Source organism: Geodermatophilus obscurus, from assembly GCF_900143215.1.
Lineage (GTDB): Bacteria > Actinomycetota > Actinomycetes > Mycobacteriales > Geodermatophilaceae > Geodermatophilus > Geodermatophilus obscurus_A.
Genome location: NZ_FRDM01000021.1, coordinates 36969 through 51825 on the forward strand (window position 1 = coordinate 36969; position 14857 = coordinate 51825).

15 protein-coding genes are annotated in these 14857 nt (G+C 75.3%); all 15 read left to right on the top strand.

Annotated elements, in window-relative coordinates:
• Positions 1-272 precede the first annotated feature (272 nt).
• The 15 genes from BUB17_RS17250 to BUB17_RS17325 all read left to right on the top strand — a co-directional run bounded on the left by BUB17_RS17250 (position 273) and on the right by BUB17_RS17325 (position 14856).
• Positions 273-731: a class F sortase gene (locus BUB17_RS17250; RefSeq protein WP_141243065.1), complete on the top strand. Its 459-nt coding sequence runs from the start codon at positions 273-275 to the stop codon at positions 729-731.
• Between the two features lie 269 nt (positions 732-1000).
• A complete protein-coding gene (locus tag BUB17_RS17255; RefSeq protein WP_208983446.1) occupies positions 1001-2653 on the top strand; it encodes a peroxidase family protein in 1653 nt (550 codons plus the stop codon).
• A gap of 165 nt (positions 2654-2818) precedes the next feature.
• Positions 2819-3223, top strand: a complete 405-nt coding sequence (locus BUB17_RS26925) for a DUF4032 domain-containing protein (protein ID WP_175561398.1) — start codon at positions 2819-2821, stop codon at positions 3221-3223.
• 24 nt (positions 3224-3247) lie between these two features.
• The gene (locus BUB17_RS17270) at positions 3248-3838 is read left to right on the top strand and encodes a Pvc16 family protein (protein WP_072919927.1); all 591 of its coding nucleotides are present in this window, start codon (positions 3248-3250) and stop codon (positions 3836-3838) included.
• Entirely contained in the window at positions 3835-4710 is an 876-nt protein-coding gene (locus BUB17_RS17275) for a hypothetical protein (protein ID WP_072919928.1), read from the top strand. Before BUB17_RS17270 ends, BUB17_RS17275 begins: the two co-directional genes overlap by 4 nt.
• 21 nt (positions 4711-4731) lie before the next feature.
• Positions 4732-6567: a phage tail sheath family protein gene (locus tag BUB17_RS17280; protein WP_072919929.1), complete on the top strand. Its 1836-nt coding sequence runs from the start codon at positions 4732-4734 to the stop codon at positions 6565-6567.
• A gap of 28 nt (positions 6568-6595) precedes the next feature.
• Positions 6596-7051, top strand: a complete 456-nt coding sequence (locus BUB17_RS17285; protein ID WP_072919930.1) for a phage tail protein — start codon at positions 6596-6598, stop codon at positions 7049-7051.
• Complete coding sequence (locus tag BUB17_RS28280) at positions 7048-9078, top strand: phage tail sheath C-terminal domain-containing protein (RefSeq protein ID WP_072919931.1); 2031 nt, start codon at positions 7048-7050, stop codon at positions 9076-9078. The genes BUB17_RS17285 and BUB17_RS28280 overlap by 4 nt, the downstream gene beginning before the upstream one ends.
• Positions 9075-9584, top strand: coding sequence for a phage tail protein (locus tag BUB17_RS17295; protein WP_072919932.1), 510 nt, complete (start codon positions 9075-9077; stop codon positions 9582-9584). The genes BUB17_RS28280 and BUB17_RS17295 overlap by 4 nt, the downstream gene beginning before the upstream one ends.
• Positions 9584-10834, top strand: coding sequence for a CIS tube protein (locus BUB17_RS17300; RefSeq protein ID WP_072919933.1), 1251 nt, complete (start codon positions 9584-9586; stop codon positions 10832-10834). Before BUB17_RS17295 ends, BUB17_RS17300 begins: the two co-directional genes overlap by 1 nt.
• Complete coding sequence (locus BUB17_RS26220; RefSeq protein ID WP_072919934.1) at positions 10831-11013, top strand: hypothetical protein; 183 nt, start codon at positions 10831-10833, stop codon at positions 11011-11013. The genes BUB17_RS17300 and BUB17_RS26220 overlap by 4 nt, the downstream gene beginning before the upstream one ends.
• On the top strand, positions 11006-12088 hold the full coding sequence (locus tag BUB17_RS17310; RefSeq protein WP_072919935.1) for a phage late control D family protein: 1083 nt from the start codon (positions 11006-11008) through the stop codon (positions 12086-12088). Before BUB17_RS26220 ends, BUB17_RS17310 begins: the two co-directional genes overlap by 8 nt.
• Before the next feature lie 13 nt (positions 12089-12101).
• Positions 12102-12773, top strand: coding sequence for a phage baseplate assembly protein V (locus tag BUB17_RS17315; protein WP_072919936.1), 672 nt, complete (start codon positions 12102-12104; stop codon positions 12771-12773).
• Entirely contained in the window at positions 12770-14467 is a 1698-nt protein-coding gene (locus BUB17_RS17320) for a hypothetical protein (RefSeq protein ID WP_072919937.1), read from the top strand. Before BUB17_RS17315 ends, BUB17_RS17320 begins: the two co-directional genes overlap by 4 nt.
• Positions 14464-14856 carry a GPW/gp25 family protein gene (locus BUB17_RS17325; RefSeq protein ID WP_072919938.1) on the top strand — a complete coding sequence of 131 codons (393 nt, stop codon included), beginning with the start codon at positions 14464-14466 and terminating at the stop codon, positions 14854-14856. The genes BUB17_RS17320 and BUB17_RS17325 overlap by 4 nt, the downstream gene beginning before the upstream one ends.
• Position 14857 lies beyond the last annotated feature (1 nt).

Below are 14857 nucleotides of genomic sequence, written 5' to 3' on the forward strand. Positions count from 1 at the left end.
CGGGCAGGGAGCTCCGCCTCCCCGGACCCGAGGGGGCCGCTGCTCCTCGCGGCCGGGGGCCTCCTCGTCGCGCTGTCGACGGCGGCGCTGGTCCGGGGACGACGACGGCGTCCGTGAACCGCCGTGCGATCCCGTGGGCCGGTGTGGTGCTGGGCGTGGTCCTGGTCGGTTCCGGCTTGCCGGGCTGGCACGGTGCGCCGCCCCGGGGTGATGCCCTCGCGCGGCCTCCCGCCGGCCTCCCCGTGTCCGCGGCGGCACCCGCCCCTCGGGTGATGGCCTCCGTGCCCCTCGGCCCACCCGTCACCGTGCGTCTCCCGACGCTGGGCACCGCAGCCGCCGTCGTCCCGGTGGACGTCGGCCCGGACCGCGCCCTGGGCGTACCGGACGACCCGCGTCTCGTCGGCTGGTGGCAGGCGGGAGCACAGCCGGGATCCGCGGCCGGTGCCGTGGTCCTCGACGGGCACGTCGACACCCGGCGCGACGGGCCGGGGGCACTGTTCCGCCTCACCGAGCTGCAGCCCGGGGACCCGGTCGTCGTCGGCACCGCGGCGGGGGAGCTGACCTACGTCGTCGTCGAGGTCCGCAGCCATCCGAAGGGGCAGCTGCCGGCCGAGGCCTTCGACGCAGGCGGAGCGCCCAGGCTGGTCCTGGTCACCTGCGGCGGCCCGTTCGACCGGCAGCTGCGCCGCTACACCGAGAACGTCGTCGCCCAGGCCGTCCCCGCCCGGTGACCTGATGCCCCGGCACCCCGCGAGGCGGCTGCGCACGACGGCGACGTGACGCGGCGTTGACGGGGACCGGGCACGATCCGCGACCGACACGGGCGACCGTCGTCCGCGCGGCCCCACCCGACGAGAGAGCGAGGCCACCTGTGACCACGACACCGGAACGTCCCCGTGTGGTCGCCGACATCCCGGTACCGCGCGGAGCGGACCGCGAGACGCCGGCGCGGTCCCCGAGGGTGGCGCGCGTCCTGACCCGCGTCCACCACGGTGCCCACGTGGTGGCCGACGACCTGCCGACCGTCGACCCGACCCGCGACCCGGGAGCCGGGATGCGGTGGGTCGAGGTCGAGGGGTCGTCCACGCCCTTCGGGTACATGTTCCGCGACCTGCAGGGCCTCTACCCGGCCGCACACCTGCCGGTGGAGCCCGCCGCGGCCGTGGTGGCGTCCCTGAAGGCGCTCGGCGCCGCGATGGTCGACCAGGAGCAGCCCAGCGACCCAGGAGAGGGGGACTCCGACGTCCCGCCGATCTACACCTACTGGGGTCAGTTCGTCGACCACGATCTCACCGCCAACACCGACCGCGACGACGACATCGGCATCACCGACCTCCCGCTCGAGCCGCGACAGCCGGAGAAGGTGCTGCGCAAGCTGCGGAACCTGCGCGAGCCACGGCTCAACCTGGACTCCGTCTACGGCAACGGTCCGGACCACTCCGGACAGCCCGACCAGGTCCCCTACGACGGGGACCGCCTGGTCATCGGCGAGCTGTCGGACGGGGGGTCCGACGCGCTGCCCGGGGACGACCTCCCGCGCGTCGACCAGGAGGCGCAGATCGGTGACCACCGCAACGACGAGAACCTCATCGTGGCGCAGCTCCACCTGGCCTTCCTGAAGTTCCACAACGCCGTCCTCGACTGGTTCGCCGAGCACCCGGACAGCGACGTCACCGGCGACGGGTCCTTCCAGCGGGCGCGCCAGCTCGTCGAGTGGCACTACCAGTGGGTGACGGTGCACGACTTCCTGACCACGCTCGCCGACGAGGACGTCGTGACCGGCCTCCTCGACGGCGCCATCACGCCGCGGTTGCCGCTGGACGAGGCCACCTGGCCCGACGAGGTGTTCATGCCGCTGGAGTTCTCGGTCGCCGCCTACCGCTTCGGGCACAGCATGGTCCGGGCGGCGTACGACTGGAACGAGAACTTCGGGTTCCCGGGTGACCGCGCCCCGTCGGCCACGTTCGAGGAGCTGTTCCTGTTCACGGGCGGGGGGAGTCTCGCCGGTTTCCCCACCCTGCCGTCCAACTGGCCGGCGCAGTTCGAGCGGCTCACCGGGGCCGAGCCCCGTCCGGTCGAACCGGGACCCGACGGCACGCCGGATCCCGTGCCGCCGCGCTCCGCCCGCAGGATCGACACCCGCATCGCACCGCCGTTGGCCAACCTGGCCAACGAGGGCAGGTCGGCTGACGGTGAACCGGAGGTCTCCGACCGCATCAGGAGGATCCTCAAGCGCCTGGCCGTGCGGAACCTGCTGCGCGGCTACCGGTTGGCGATCCCGACCGGCCAGGCGGTCGCCCGTGCCCTGGGGATCACCCCGCTGACCCGCGAGGAGCTGCTCACCTTCCCCGACCGCGGCTCGGAGCAGTTCTCACCGGTCGACGACGCGCTGATCGACGGCGCCTTCCTCGAAGCCACCCCGCTGTGGTTCTACGTGCTCAAGGAGGCGGAGGTCCTCGAGCAGGGGCAGCGGCTCGGTCCGGTGGGCAGCCGGATCGTCGCCGAGACGATCATCGGTCAGCTGCGCGCCGACCCGACGTCGTTCCTCAACCAGGGATGGGACCCCGGCATGGGCGTCACCACGGGGGCGGACGGCGACGAGCGGGTCGACAGCATCACCGCCTTCCTGCGGTTCGCGGGCATGCACCCCTGAGCGGCCGGCGCAATCCGCGATCGGCAGCGGAGCCACAGCCGCGCGCTGGCCTCGCGGGTGGACCGGGTCCGAGGGCCGGAGGTCCGGGATGCGCTTCGTGTCCAGCCCTGCTGCCGAGGCGGCGGCCGATCTGCTGACCCCGCCCTGGGACGCTCCGCTCTCGCGGTGGACCGACGACCGGAGGGTCCAGAACCCGCAGCACGGGCGCTCCGAGCACGTCGTCCGGTTCGTGGCCGAGGCCGGACGGGTGTTCGTGGTCGAGGAGCTGCCCGAGCAGTCCGCCCGCCGCGAGTACGAGGTGCTGCGCCGGCTGCCGGAGCTGGGCAACCCGGCGGTCGAGGTCATCGGCGTCGTCGTCGACGCGCCGCCATCCCCGCGCACCTGCGCAGCCGGCTGGACGCCGCCGCGATCTTCCGCGAGATCCTGGAGCACCGGTGGTCCCTGTCCGAGGCGGCCGGCGGGACGTCGGGATGCAGGCGGCGGGAACTACGTCGACCGGGGTGCCGTGCCCGGCGGATGGCCGGTAACGGGGCTGACGACGCCGACGGCGATCCAGTGACGGCCCGGTGACATCCCTCCGCCAGTCTCGGCGGCGTGGCGGGATTCGGCGGCATCGCCGCAGTGGGCAAGAGCATCGAGTCGGTGCTCAATGCCGGGTACGCCGTGCAGGAGCCGGTTCCGGGCTCGAACACCAAGTCGCGGCTCGTGCGCACCGAGGACCTCGACCCGCCGGCGCCGTCGGTCACCCGCCCCGGGCTGTCGCTGCTGCTCTACCGGGTGGACTTCACCAAGGCGCTGCGGCCGGCGTGGGCGGTCACGAGCGCCGCGGACGGCAACGTCCACCTGCCGCTGGACCTGCATTACCTGCTGACCGCATGGGGTGACAACGCCGAGGACGAGCACCGGGTGATCGGCCGGTCCATGCAGATCCTGGAGGAGCTGGGCGGCCTGACCGGGCCACAGCTGCAGGTGGGGGGCGACTGGTCGGTCGCGGAGTCCGTACAGCTGTACCTCGAGGACATGCCGACCGACGACCTGATGCGGACCTTCGACAGCCTGCGCTGCGAGTTCCGGCTGAGCATCCCCTACCTCGCCCGCGTGGTCGTCGTCTCCACGCGCGGGGGCTCGCCGGACGGCGACGTGCTCACCTCGATCCGCGGCGCGCGTCCGGGAGTGGGGCCGTGAACACGTTCTTGCCGCCCGTCTGGGCAGAGGGCGTGGCGCGGCTGCGCCTGGGGATCGAGCCCGTCGACGCGCTCGACCCGGAGCCGGGCGCGCGCGGACGCCCGCCCGGAACCGCGGTGCACCTGGAGCACGTGCCGCGCCCGCATCCCCTGCCGCGGGGCGTGGACCGCACCGGCCGGGTCCCCGACGACGTCGGGCTGCCGGCGCTGCGGCGCAGCCCGACCGGCCGCTTCGCCGTCGCGTTCGGCGCGCCCGCGACGGACCGGCCGGACCGCCTGGTGGTGCGCATCGTCGACCGGTTCCGCCGTCAGCTGCCGCGCCGGCTGTCCCTCCCCGCACCGGACCTCGGCACGGTGCTCGCCGGCGAGGCGGCGGGCGCGCCCCCCGCCCGCGGATGCCGCCCGGCGCTGTTCCCGTCGATCACCTATGGCATCGCCCCCGGCGCGACCGCCATCCGGGGCCAGGTGTTCTGGCAGGCCGACGGGGCCCCCGCCCAGTGGGTGCGGGTGGAGGGCCGCTCGGCCGGCGCGCCGACCACCACCTGGTGGGCGCACGGGGACGAGCGCGGGGAGTTCCTGCTGGTCGTCGGCCCGCTGGAGCGACTGCAGGCGATCTCCCTGTCCGGCGTCGTTGACGTCGACCTGAACGTGCACGCCCGGACCCGCCCAGCGGGGACCGAGCCCGTCGACTCGCCCACCGGCTCCCGCGCCGACCCGTTGTGGCTGCTCCCGGTGGAGCGGGTGACCGACCTCGCCGGGGACCCGGTGACGGCCGGGACCGCCCTCCCGCCCGGCTACACGACGACGACCACCGGCACGGTGCGCTGTCGCCGGGGGTCCGTCGTCCGCGCCGATCCGTTCCTCCTGCCCTGATCGCGACCGAGAGAGGCGGCCATGCCCGAGTACCTGGCTCCCGGCGTCTTCGTCGAAGAGGTCAGCTACCGCGCGAAGTCCATCGCGGGGGTGCCCACCTCGACCACCGGCTTCGCCGGCCGCACCCGATACGGGCCGGTGCGCTACCCGGACGGGCCGCTCTCCACCGAGCCCCGCCTGGTGACCAGCTATCCCGAGTTCGAGCGGGTCTACGGCGGGCTGGCACCGTTCTCCGACGGCAACCTCCCGTACCTGGCACACGCCGCCCGGGCGTTCTTCCTCAACGGCGGGCAGCGGCTCTACGTCTCCCGCGTCCACGAGCGGGGCGACGACGACCCCACCGGGGTGTCCAGCGCCGAGATCACGGTACCCACGCAGCCCCAGCCCCGGCGCGCGCTGTTCGTCGCGCGGTGGCCCGGCGTCGACGGCGACGTCACCGTGGAGGTCTCCGCGGTCCGGGGCGGGGACGTGGGCCTGCACCGGGAACCGGTCGCCGAGGTCAGCCGCGCCGTCCGGAACGGCACCTTGCTCCAGGTGGTCCCGCCGGGGCAGCAGCCCCGGCCCGACGCGCCGATCGACCCGGCCTCCCTCCGGCTGGTCGGCATCGCCCCGGACGGCACCCAGACCTTCACCGACCAGGGGGGCAACCCCAGCCCGCCCGCGGTCGCCGACTGGCTGCTGCCGGTGGAGGTGACCGTCGACGTCCACGTCGACGACGAGCGCACCGACAGCTACCCGAGGCTCGGCCTCGCCCCCGACGGCACGCGGGCCATCGACCGCGTGCTGCACCGGGACGACCCCCTCGACGAGAACTGCGTCGTCTGGTTCGACCGGGACACCGCCACCGGGGCCACGCCGATCGAGATCCTGCGCGGGCTGGTGGGCGCGGAGGAGCCGCGCCGGCAGTTCCGGCTCACCGGTGGCAGCGACGGCGACCCGCTCACCGCGGAGGGGTTGCTGGGCCGTGAGGCGGACCCGGACGTCGCCGCGGCCAAGGCCACCGGTCTGGCGGCGCTGGCCGAGGTCGACGACGTCGCCATCGTCGCCGCGCCCGACGTCGGGGGTATCGCCGACGAGGACCAGCGCTTCGTCGCCACGCAGAACCTCATCCGGCACGCCGAGGCGACGCGGTACCGCATCGCGGTGGTCGACGGTCCGCGCAACGCCTCCATGAACGAGATCCGGGCGTTCCGCGGCAACTACGACAGCAAGTACGCCGCCCTCTACCACCCCTGGATCGAGGTGCTCGACCCCCGCGGCCCGGTGGCTCCGGGGGTGCCCACGGAGAAGCTGCTCCTGCCGCCGTCGGGCTTCGTGGCCGGGATCTACGCGCGCAACGACGTCACCCGGGGCGTGTACAAGGCGCCGGCCAACGAGGTCGTCTTCGGCCTGACCCGATTCGAGTCGACGATCAACCAGCGGCGCCAGGAGGTGCTCAACCCCGAAAACATCAACGCCCTGCGGTTCTTCCCCGGCCGCGGCAACCGGGTGTGGGGGGCGCGGACGCTGAGCTCGGACCCCGAGTGGCTCTACGTCAACGTCCGCCGGCTGTTCATCTTCCTCGAGCACTCGATCGACCTGGCCACCCAGTGGGCGGTGTTCGAACCGAACGGCGATGCCCTCTGGCGCATCATCACGCGCACCGTCGAGGACTTCCTGGACGTGCAGTGGCGCAACGGCGCGCTGCTGGGCAGCACGCCCGAGCAGGCCTACTTCGTGCGCTGCGACCGCTCCACGATGACGCAGAACGACCTCGACAACGGGCGGCTGATCTGCCTGATCGGCGTGGCCCCGGTCAAGCCCGCCGAGTTCGTGATCTTCCGAATCGGCCAGTTCACCGCTGACGCCCGCGGCTGACCGGCACGGGAACGCAGAGGAGCAGGACATGCCCGCGATCGTGCGCCAGAACCCGTACGGCGCCTTCAAGTTCAAGGTCGAGTTCGGTCCGGTGGACGGCGGCGGTGCGATCGACGCCGGCTTCTCGGACGTCTCCGGCCTCGGCAACGAGATCAACTACTCGGAGTACCGGGAGGGCACCGACCTGCCCAACACCGTCCGCAAGATCCCCAACACGTTCAAGCTGGACGAGGTCACGCTCAAGCGCGGCCTGGTCGGGTCGACCGAGATCTTCGCCTGGATCAAGGCCGTGCGGGAGGGCCGGTACCAGCCGCGGTCGGTGACGATCGTGGTGTTCGACGAGGCCGGCGACCCTGCGCTGGAGATCGTCCTGACCCGGGCGCAGCCGAAGAAGTGGCTCGGTCCGACGCTCGCGGCCAAGGGCGGCGGCGAGGTCGCGATGGAGGAGCTGCACCTGGTCCACGAGGGCATCGAGTACCGATGAGCCTCGCCGGAGTGGTGCTCGGCGCCCCCGGGGTCTACCTCGCCCCGCCGGCGCCGCAGCCGCGGACGGCCACCGAGCCGATGGACGTCGCCGCCTTCGTCGGCGTGACCCCGCGCGGGCCGGCCTACGAACCGGTGAGCGATCCGTCCCTGGCCGGTGAGGGGGTAGGCCTCGCGCCCTCGGTCGCCGTCCCCGTCGACAGCTGGGACGAGTACCAGGAGCTCTTCGGCGGGTTCGACGGCCCCGGGCTGCTGCCGCACGCGGTCGCCGCGTACTTCGCGCAGGGCGCGCGGCGCGCCTACGTGGTGCGCATCGTCCGCCGGGTCCCGCGCGGCCGGGTGGAGCGCCCGCCGGGCTGCGCGCACTACCGGCTGCCGGGCGGGCTGGCGCTGCGCTCGCGCAACGAGGGGACCTGGGGCAACCGGCTGACCATCCGGCTGCGCTTCGTCCCGCGGGCGCTGGCCGCCCGGATCCGGGCCGGCGCGCGCCTGCCCCGGCACGCGGTTCCCGGCGCCGTCGTGGTGCCGGCACCGGGATCCGCGGTCCCGGTCGGTGCCCTGCTCCGGCTCCGGGTGCCCGACCGGGCCGACGCCCTGGCCGTGGTCGCCCGCCTGGAGCGGGTGCCGCGGCCCGGAACCGGCGGCCGCGACCTGGTCGCGGTGCTCGACCGGGTCGTCGCGCCCCCGGGCGACGACGACGCGGCAGCGGCCGCGGTGGTGGAGCTCGTCGAGGGGGAGCTGACCGTGCTCGACGGCGACCCCGCGCACCCCCGTCGCGAGCACTTCGCCGGGCTGGGGCTGCAGCCGGCGCACCCGAGGTTCCTGCCCGACGTCGTCCGGCGCGAGTCGCGGCTGCTCGCGCCGCCGCCCGGCCAGCCGCGGGGCTACGAGCCGGCGCCGGACCTCGGTGACTGGGCGAGCGGCACCCCCGAGGTGCCCGGCCGGGATCGCTGGTGCTTCGTCCGCGAGGAGGACCTCTTCGGTGGCGCCCGCGGCGGGGACGCCGAAGGAACCGAGGGGGTCGAGGCACTGCTCGACGTCCCCGAGCCGGCCAGCGTCGTCGTCCCGGACCTCTACGCCCCGGCGGGGGGGCCGGCCCGTGCCGAGCCGGCCTCCGTACCCGGGAGCCCGGACTTCCGGGTCTGCGGCGAGACCACCGCCCGTCCGCCCGCCCCCGCCCCGACCGGCCGGGACCTGCGCCGGTTGGACGGGCTGGCCCTGGACCCGGCCACCCCGGCGGGACTCGAGCAGGTCGTGCGCCGCCAGGGCCGGCTGGTCGAGGTGGCCGAGCGGCTCGGTCTGGTCGCCCTGCTCGACGTCCCCCCGGGACTGCAGGCCCCGCAGGTGCTGCGCTGGCGGTCGGCGTTCGACTCGTCGTACGCCGCGGGCTACCACCCCTGGCTGCGCACGCCCGGCCCGGACCCGGCTGGCCCGTTGGAGCAGCTGCCGCCGTCTGCCGTCGCCGCGGGCATCCTCGCCCGCTGCGAGCTGCGGGCCGGGATCAGCCGTGGGCCGGCCAACGAGCTCGCCGCCGGCGTCGTGGACGTGTTCGACCGGGTCGACGAGCCGGCCCACGGCGAGCTGCACCGCGCCGGCGTCGACGTCTTCCGGGTCGAGCCCGGCGGCGTGTGGCTGACCGGCGCGCGGACGCTGTCGTCGGAGCCGCGGCTGCGCCAGCTGACGACCCGCCGGCTGCTGCTGATGCTGCAGCGGGCGGTGCGCCGGCAGCTGGCGTGGACGGTGTTCGAGCCGATGGGGGACGCGCTGCGCGCCGGCCTGCGCCGGCACCTCGAGCAGCTGCTCGGTGACCTCGCCGACACCGGTGCGTTCGCCGGCGCCACCCCGCAGGAGTCCTGGTTCGTCGACGTCGGCCGTCCGGAGGCCGACGGGCCGGGCCGGCTGCTGGTGCGGGTCGGCGTGGCGCCGTCCGAACCCCTGGAGTTCCTCGTGCTCCGGGTCGTCCTCGACGCCGGGGGAGCGATCGAGACCGACCTGGACGTGGGCCAGGAGCGAGGGGTGCCGACGTGACCGAGCTGTTCGCGCGCACGTTCCGCTTCCGGGTCACGCTCTCACCGTCACCGCCGGTGCCGCCGCCCCCCGGCGCCCGGCCGGCACCGGCGGCGGGCCCACCGCTGGGCAATGGCGCCTTCCAGGAGTGCTCGGGCCTGGACCTGGAGATGGACGTGGGGGAGTACGTAGAGGGCGGCCGCAACAACGGGGTGGTCCAGCGGGCCGGCCGCGCGAAGGTCGCCCGCATCGTCCTGCGCCGCGGCATGCTGCACCCCGCCGGCGGGTCGGTCGATCCCGCCCTGTGGCGCTGGTTCCAGGACGTCGTGGACGGGGTGCGGCCGCTGCGCCGCTACGACGGCACCGTCGAGGTGCTCGACGAGGACCGGGCCGCCGTCGTCACCTGGACGTTCGTGCGCGGGCTGCCGGCCAAGGTGGTCGGCCCCCAGCTCAACGCCCGCACCGGCGAGGTGGCCGTCGAGGAACTGCAGATCGCCCACGAAGGCCTCCGGCTGGAGCTGCGCTGATGGAGTTCATCAAGGCCACCCTCGAGGAGGTCACCACCAGGCCGGACGCCGCGCCGACTCGGGTCGGCGACCCGATCGTCGTGCAGGTCAACCCGGCCACGCTGCGCCTGCAGATGGCCAGCACCGTCGACTTCGGCAAGGACACCGGCCGGCAGAAGGTCCAGTACCAGGGGTCGACGTCGACCCTCTCCTTCGACCTGGTCTTCGACACCGCCGACGAGGGCACCACCGAGCAGCCGGTCGACGTGCGCACCCGCACCCGCCGGCTGGAGCGGTTCGTGCTCCCCGCGATGAAGCAGCCGAAGGCGGTGCCGCCCCGGCTGCGGTTCACCTACGGCTCGTTCTCCGTGATCGGCGTGATGACCGGGCTCAACCAGGACTTCGACTTCTTCGCCGCCAACGGCGTCCCGCTGCGGGCCAAGTGCGCGGTGACGATCAAGGAGCAGAAGCCGGAGTTCGACGCGACCCTGGCCGGGCCGGGCGCGAACACGGGCGCCGGAGCCGTGCCGCCGGTGCCACCGGCGGCGCCCGGCGGGTCCACCGCGCCGGGCACCGGGGGCGGCGCGCCGCTCCCGCCGCCGGACCGCACCGGCACCGCCGTCGCCGGGGAGAGCGCGCCGGACTTCGCCGGCCGGATGGGGCTGGACCCCCGCGCCTGGAAGGGGCTGCAGGGCATCACCGACCCCCGGGAACTGCCCGCGGGGCTGCGGGTCGACTTCGCCGCGGCCCTCACCCCGGCCGCCGGGCTCGGCGTCGCCGTCACCGCGCCGCGGGCCGCGCCCCCGGCCGGGCCGCCCGCCGCGGCCGTCCCCCCGGCGGTCGCTGTCGACGGGCCGGCGCTGGCCGCGGCCGGCGGGGTGGCGGCGGTGCTGGACCGGGCCGCCGCCACCAACGCCGCGGCCGCCGCCACGGCCACCCGGTCCGCCTTCGCGCCCGGTCCCGACCCGGTCCTCCCGCCCGCCGATCCGGGCAGCCCGGTCCCGGCCCGGCCTGCGCCGGATCCGCGGGCGCTGGGGTACGGGTTCGGGGTGCCGCTGCGGCCGCGGCTCGGTGCCGGGCGCGTCGCCAGCCGGGCGCTGGTCACGACCGCGGCGCAGCGGGGCACGGCACCACCCGGGGCCACCGGGCGCGCGGCCGGGGGGCTGCACCCGCCGGAGACCGACGACCCGACCGTGCCGCGGTGGCGGGCACTGCCGCCCGGGACCGGCCGCACCGCCGCGGGGCCGGAGAGCTGCGGAGGCCTCCGATGACCGTCCACGTCGGCGAGGTCAGCAGCTCGGTGGAGCTGCAGGGTGTGCCCGGCCAGCGGCCGGCCCCGGCGGCGCCGGACCGCCCGGCGGGCTGGGACGAGCGGCAGCGGCACCGCGAGCTCGCCGAGGAGGAGGCCCGGCTCCGGGCCCGCACCGCCGGCGGTGGCTTCGATGGCTGAGCCGGCCTTCGCCTCGGCGTTCCCGGTCTTCACGGTCGGCGGCACCCGGCAGCCGGAACTGGCCCGCGACCTGGTGCGCCTCGACGTCGAGGAGGACGTCGAGGGCCTGCGGACGCTGAGCGCGCACCTGCTGGCCGCTGCTCCCCGGCGCCGGCCCAGCACCGACGTCGTCGAGTACCTCGACGGCGACGTGCTGGACTTCGGCGCGCGGCTGCAGGTCTCGCTCGGTCCGCCGGGCAACGAGCGCGTCGTCTTCACCGGCTCGATCTCCGCACTGGAGATCCGGTTCACCGAGGCGGACGTCCCCGCCGTCCGGGTGTTCGCCGAGGACGACCTCATGCGGCTGCGGTTCAGCCAGCGCAGCGCGACCTACGTGCGGTCCTCGGACGAGGACGTGGCGGCTTCGGTGGCCCGCCGGCACGGCCTCGCGCCGCGGCTGGCGGCGGCCGGCCCCACCTACGACACGGTGCAGCAGCTGAACCAGAGCGACCTGGCGTTCCTGCGTGAGCGGGCGCGCCGGATCCAGGCCGAGCTGTGGGCCGGGGACCGGGAGCTGCACCTGGCCACCCGCGACCGGCGGCCCGGGTCGCGCGTCACCCTGACCCGGGGCAGCGACCTCATCGACGTCACCGCCCGCGCGGACCTCGCCGAGCAGTGCACGTCCGTGCACGTCTCCGGCTACGACGCCACCACCCGCTCGGCGATCGAGACCGAGGCCCCGGCGTCCACGGTCGAGGCCGAGACCACCGGGGGCCGCACCGGCCCGCAGACCCTGCGCCGGGCGTTCGGCGACGTGGCCGGACGGCGGGTCCGCGACGTCCCGCTCCTGGAGGTCGAGGCCAGCGTCCTCGCCCGCGCCGAGATGCTCCGCCGGTCCCGGCGGTTCGTGCAGCTGCAGGGCACGACCACCGGCACGCCGCAGCTCGTCGTCGGCAGCCGGGTCACCCTCGCCCGCTGCGGGCGGCCGTTCGACGGCGGCGGCTACTACGTCACCCGCTTCCACCACAGCTTCGACCTGACCCGCGGCCTGCGCACGCGGTTCGCGGCCGAGCGCCCCACTGTCAACGCCGGCTGACCGGAGGACCCAGATGCTCGACAGCGCCGCGCACCCCCCGCACTGGACCGGGTCGAGCTTCTTCGGGCTCTACCCCGCCCTGGTCACCGACATCGTCGACCCCGACCGCCTGGGCCGTGTCCAGGTGCGCTTCCCGTGGCTCGGGGACACCGGGGCCGACGTGCGTTCCTGGGCCACCCTGCTCAGCCCCTACGCCGACGACGACCAGGGCTTCGTGGCGCTGCCCGCCGTCGGCACGCAGGTGGTCGTGGGATTCGAGGCGGGCGACCTCGGCCGGCCGTACGTGGTGGGGTCCTGCTGGAACGGCCGGGAGATGATGCCGGTGACGCCGACCCGGCCCAACGACAAGCGCGTCCTGAAGTCCCGCACCGGCGCGGTGCTGGAGTTCGACGACAACGCCGCCGCCCCGAAGGTGACCCTGGTCAGCCGCGACGGCCACCGGGTGGTGCTCGACGACGGCGGCCGCAGCCTGCAGGTGACCCACTCCGACGGCTCCACCGTGACCTTCACCCCCAGCGGGCAGATCTCGCTGCGCGCCAACGCGACGGTCGAGGTGACCGCGGCGGCGCTCAACGTGCACGCGCCGACGGCCGTGTTCGACGGGATGATCTCCTGCACCAACGTCGTCACCTCGGTGGCCGTGGTGTCCCCCAGCTACAGCCCGGGCGCGGGGAACGTCTGGTGACCACCGTCGAGACCCGCACCGCCCAGGAGTGGCGGATCATCGCGCCCTGGTGGCACTGGCCCCGGCTCGACGGTGCCGCGCCGCCGGGCAGCCCGGCCGACCGCCGGGCCGTGCGGGTCAGCGCCCCTGTGCTGCAGAAGTACGACGGCCCCGACCTGGTCAACACCTTCCTCGCCGACCCGCAGCAGCGGCTGGAGTTCGTCGATGCCACCGACCGGATCGCCCGGCTGTCCGGGGCGGGGCTCGGCACGCTGCCCACCCGCGTGCCCGACGGTCCGCGCAAGCTGTACCTGCCCAGCCACCACCGCCACTACCTGGTCGTCTGCTCGCTGCACTGCGACGGCGCGGGCCTGCCGCGGGTGCGCCGCGAGGACGTGTGCGAGGCCGGGTTCGTCGTCCGCCACCGGACGGGCGACCTGCCGGGCGGCCCGGGCGGTCCGGCCGCGACGGCGCTGCGGGCATGGGCGGTGGCCCGGCGCCGGCGGCGGGCCCTCGAGCAGCGACTGCGGGGCAGCACCGGACCGCTGCGCCGCAGTGCGCTCGAGCGCCGGCTCGTGGCGGCGACGGCGAGCGCGGCGAGCGCCGAGCGGGCCGTGCGCGAGCACGCGACCACGGCGCTGGCCGCGGGGCCGATCCGCCGGCTGCACGGCTGGGTGCCGGTCGGCGCGGACGCCGCCGGCGTGCCGGCGCCGATGACCGAGCCCGCCGGCGAGCGGACCCCCCTCGCCGGCCGTGGCTCGTGGGTCCCGGTCGAGGAGATGCCCCTGGACGTCACCGAGGTCGCCCATCCGCTGGTACCGCTCGTGCCCGACCCCACCCGCCCGGACCACGACGCGGCGGGCGAGGTCGTCTACTTCGGCGTCGTCCCCACCGGGTCCGCCGACGTGGACCTCACCGGCGCCGCGCGCTTCGACGACGAGCAGGAGTACGAGATCCGCTGCTTCGCCCGTCGGCACCGGCCCGAGTGCCCCCGGGACGGGCGGCACTGCGGGTGCCCGGTCACCTGGTCGGAGCCCACCGGGCCCTACCGCCTCGCCGGCCACTCCGACCTCGAGGGCAGCAGCAACCGGCCGGTCACCGTGCAGATGCCCGACCTGCGCCAGCTGCAGGCCGACGCGTTCCGGCTGGGTCCCGGCGGGGCCGGCGGGGTGCGCTTCCGGACCCCGCCGAACTCCGAGCTGTCGTTCACCACCGACGAGCTGGAGGCGACCAGGGCACCCGGCGCCATGAGGAACGACCGCTTCCAGGTCTGCTCGTTCGCGATCCCGCTGATCACCATCGTGGCGTTCTTCGTGCTGCAGCTGTTCCTGCCGATCGTCGTCTTCGTCTTCCAGCTGTGGTTCCTCCTGACGCTGCGGTTCTGCCTGCCCCCGGACGTGACCATCGACGCCGGGCTGGTCGCCGACTTCGAGGCGCTTGGTGGCGGGCTGGACATCGACGCCGGCCTGGCCGCGACCGTGGTGGCCCGGCCGAGCTTCACCGCGGCACTCGCCGCGCTGTTCGGCGGCACCCGGTCCGGTGGCCGGTCGCTGGCAGCCGCCCTCCAGCAGGCGCGCGGCGCACCGCCGCCGGACACGCTCGACGCCTCGACCCTGGCCGGGATCGGCCGCGGCGCACTGCGGCAGACCCCGGCGCCGCCGCAGGCCGCCCGCTTCGCCCCCCGCGTCACACGGGCAGAGGTGGTGCGCCCGTGACCGCGCCACCCGATCCGCTGGGCCGGGGGTGGGCGTTCCCCCCGGTGCCGGAGAACGCCGCGCTGCCGATGCGCTCCGGCCCCGCCCTGGTCCGCCAGTCGATCCTGCTGATACTCGACACCGAGCCGGGCGAGCGGGTCATGCGCCCGGAGTTCGGCTGCGGGCTGCGTCGTCACCTGATGGAGCCCAACAACCCGGCCACCCGCGCCGCGATCGCCCGCGACGTCGACGCCGCGCTGAGGACGTGGGAGCCGCGGATCGAGCTGCGGGAGGTCGACGTCGTCCCCACCGACGACCTCGCGACCGTCCTGGTGACCATCACCTACGCGCACGTGCGCGACCAGAGCCCGGGCGGCCTGTCGGTGCCCCTGACGCTGGCCGGAGGGTGAC

Excerpts from the sequence above, each read along its gene's own strand:
- BUB17_RS17250 (WP_141243065.1), top strand. The coding sequence starts at position 273 with ATGGCCTCCGTGCCCCTCGGCCCACCCGTCACCGTGCGTCTCCCGACG.
- BUB17_RS17280 (WP_072919929.1), top strand. The coding sequence starts at position 4,732 with ATGCCCGAGTACCTGGCTCCCGGCGTCTTCGTCGAAGAGGTCAGCTAC.
- BUB17_RS17285 (WP_072919930.1), top strand. The coding sequence starts at position 6,596 with ATGCCCGCGATCGTGCGCCAGAACCCGTACGGCGCCTTCAAGTTCAAG.
- BUB17_RS28280 (WP_072919931.1), top strand. The coding sequence starts at position 7,048 with ATGAGCCTCGCCGGAGTGGTGCTCGGCGCCCCCGGGGTCTACCTCGCC.
- BUB17_RS17300 (WP_072919933.1), top strand. The coding sequence starts at position 9,584 with ATGGAGTTCATCAAGGCCACCCTCGAGGAGGTCACCACCAGGCCGGAC.
- BUB17_RS26220 (WP_072919934.1), top strand. The coding sequence starts at position 10,831 with ATGACCGTCCACGTCGGCGAGGTCAGCAGCTCGGTGGAGCTGCAGGGT.
- BUB17_RS17310 (WP_072919935.1), top strand. The coding sequence starts at position 11,006 with ATGGCTGAGCCGGCCTTCGCCTCGGCGTTCCCGGTCTTCACGGTCGGC.
- BUB17_RS17315 (WP_072919936.1), top strand. The coding sequence starts at position 12,102 with ATGCTCGACAGCGCCGCGCACCCCCCGCACTGGACCGGGTCGAGCTTC.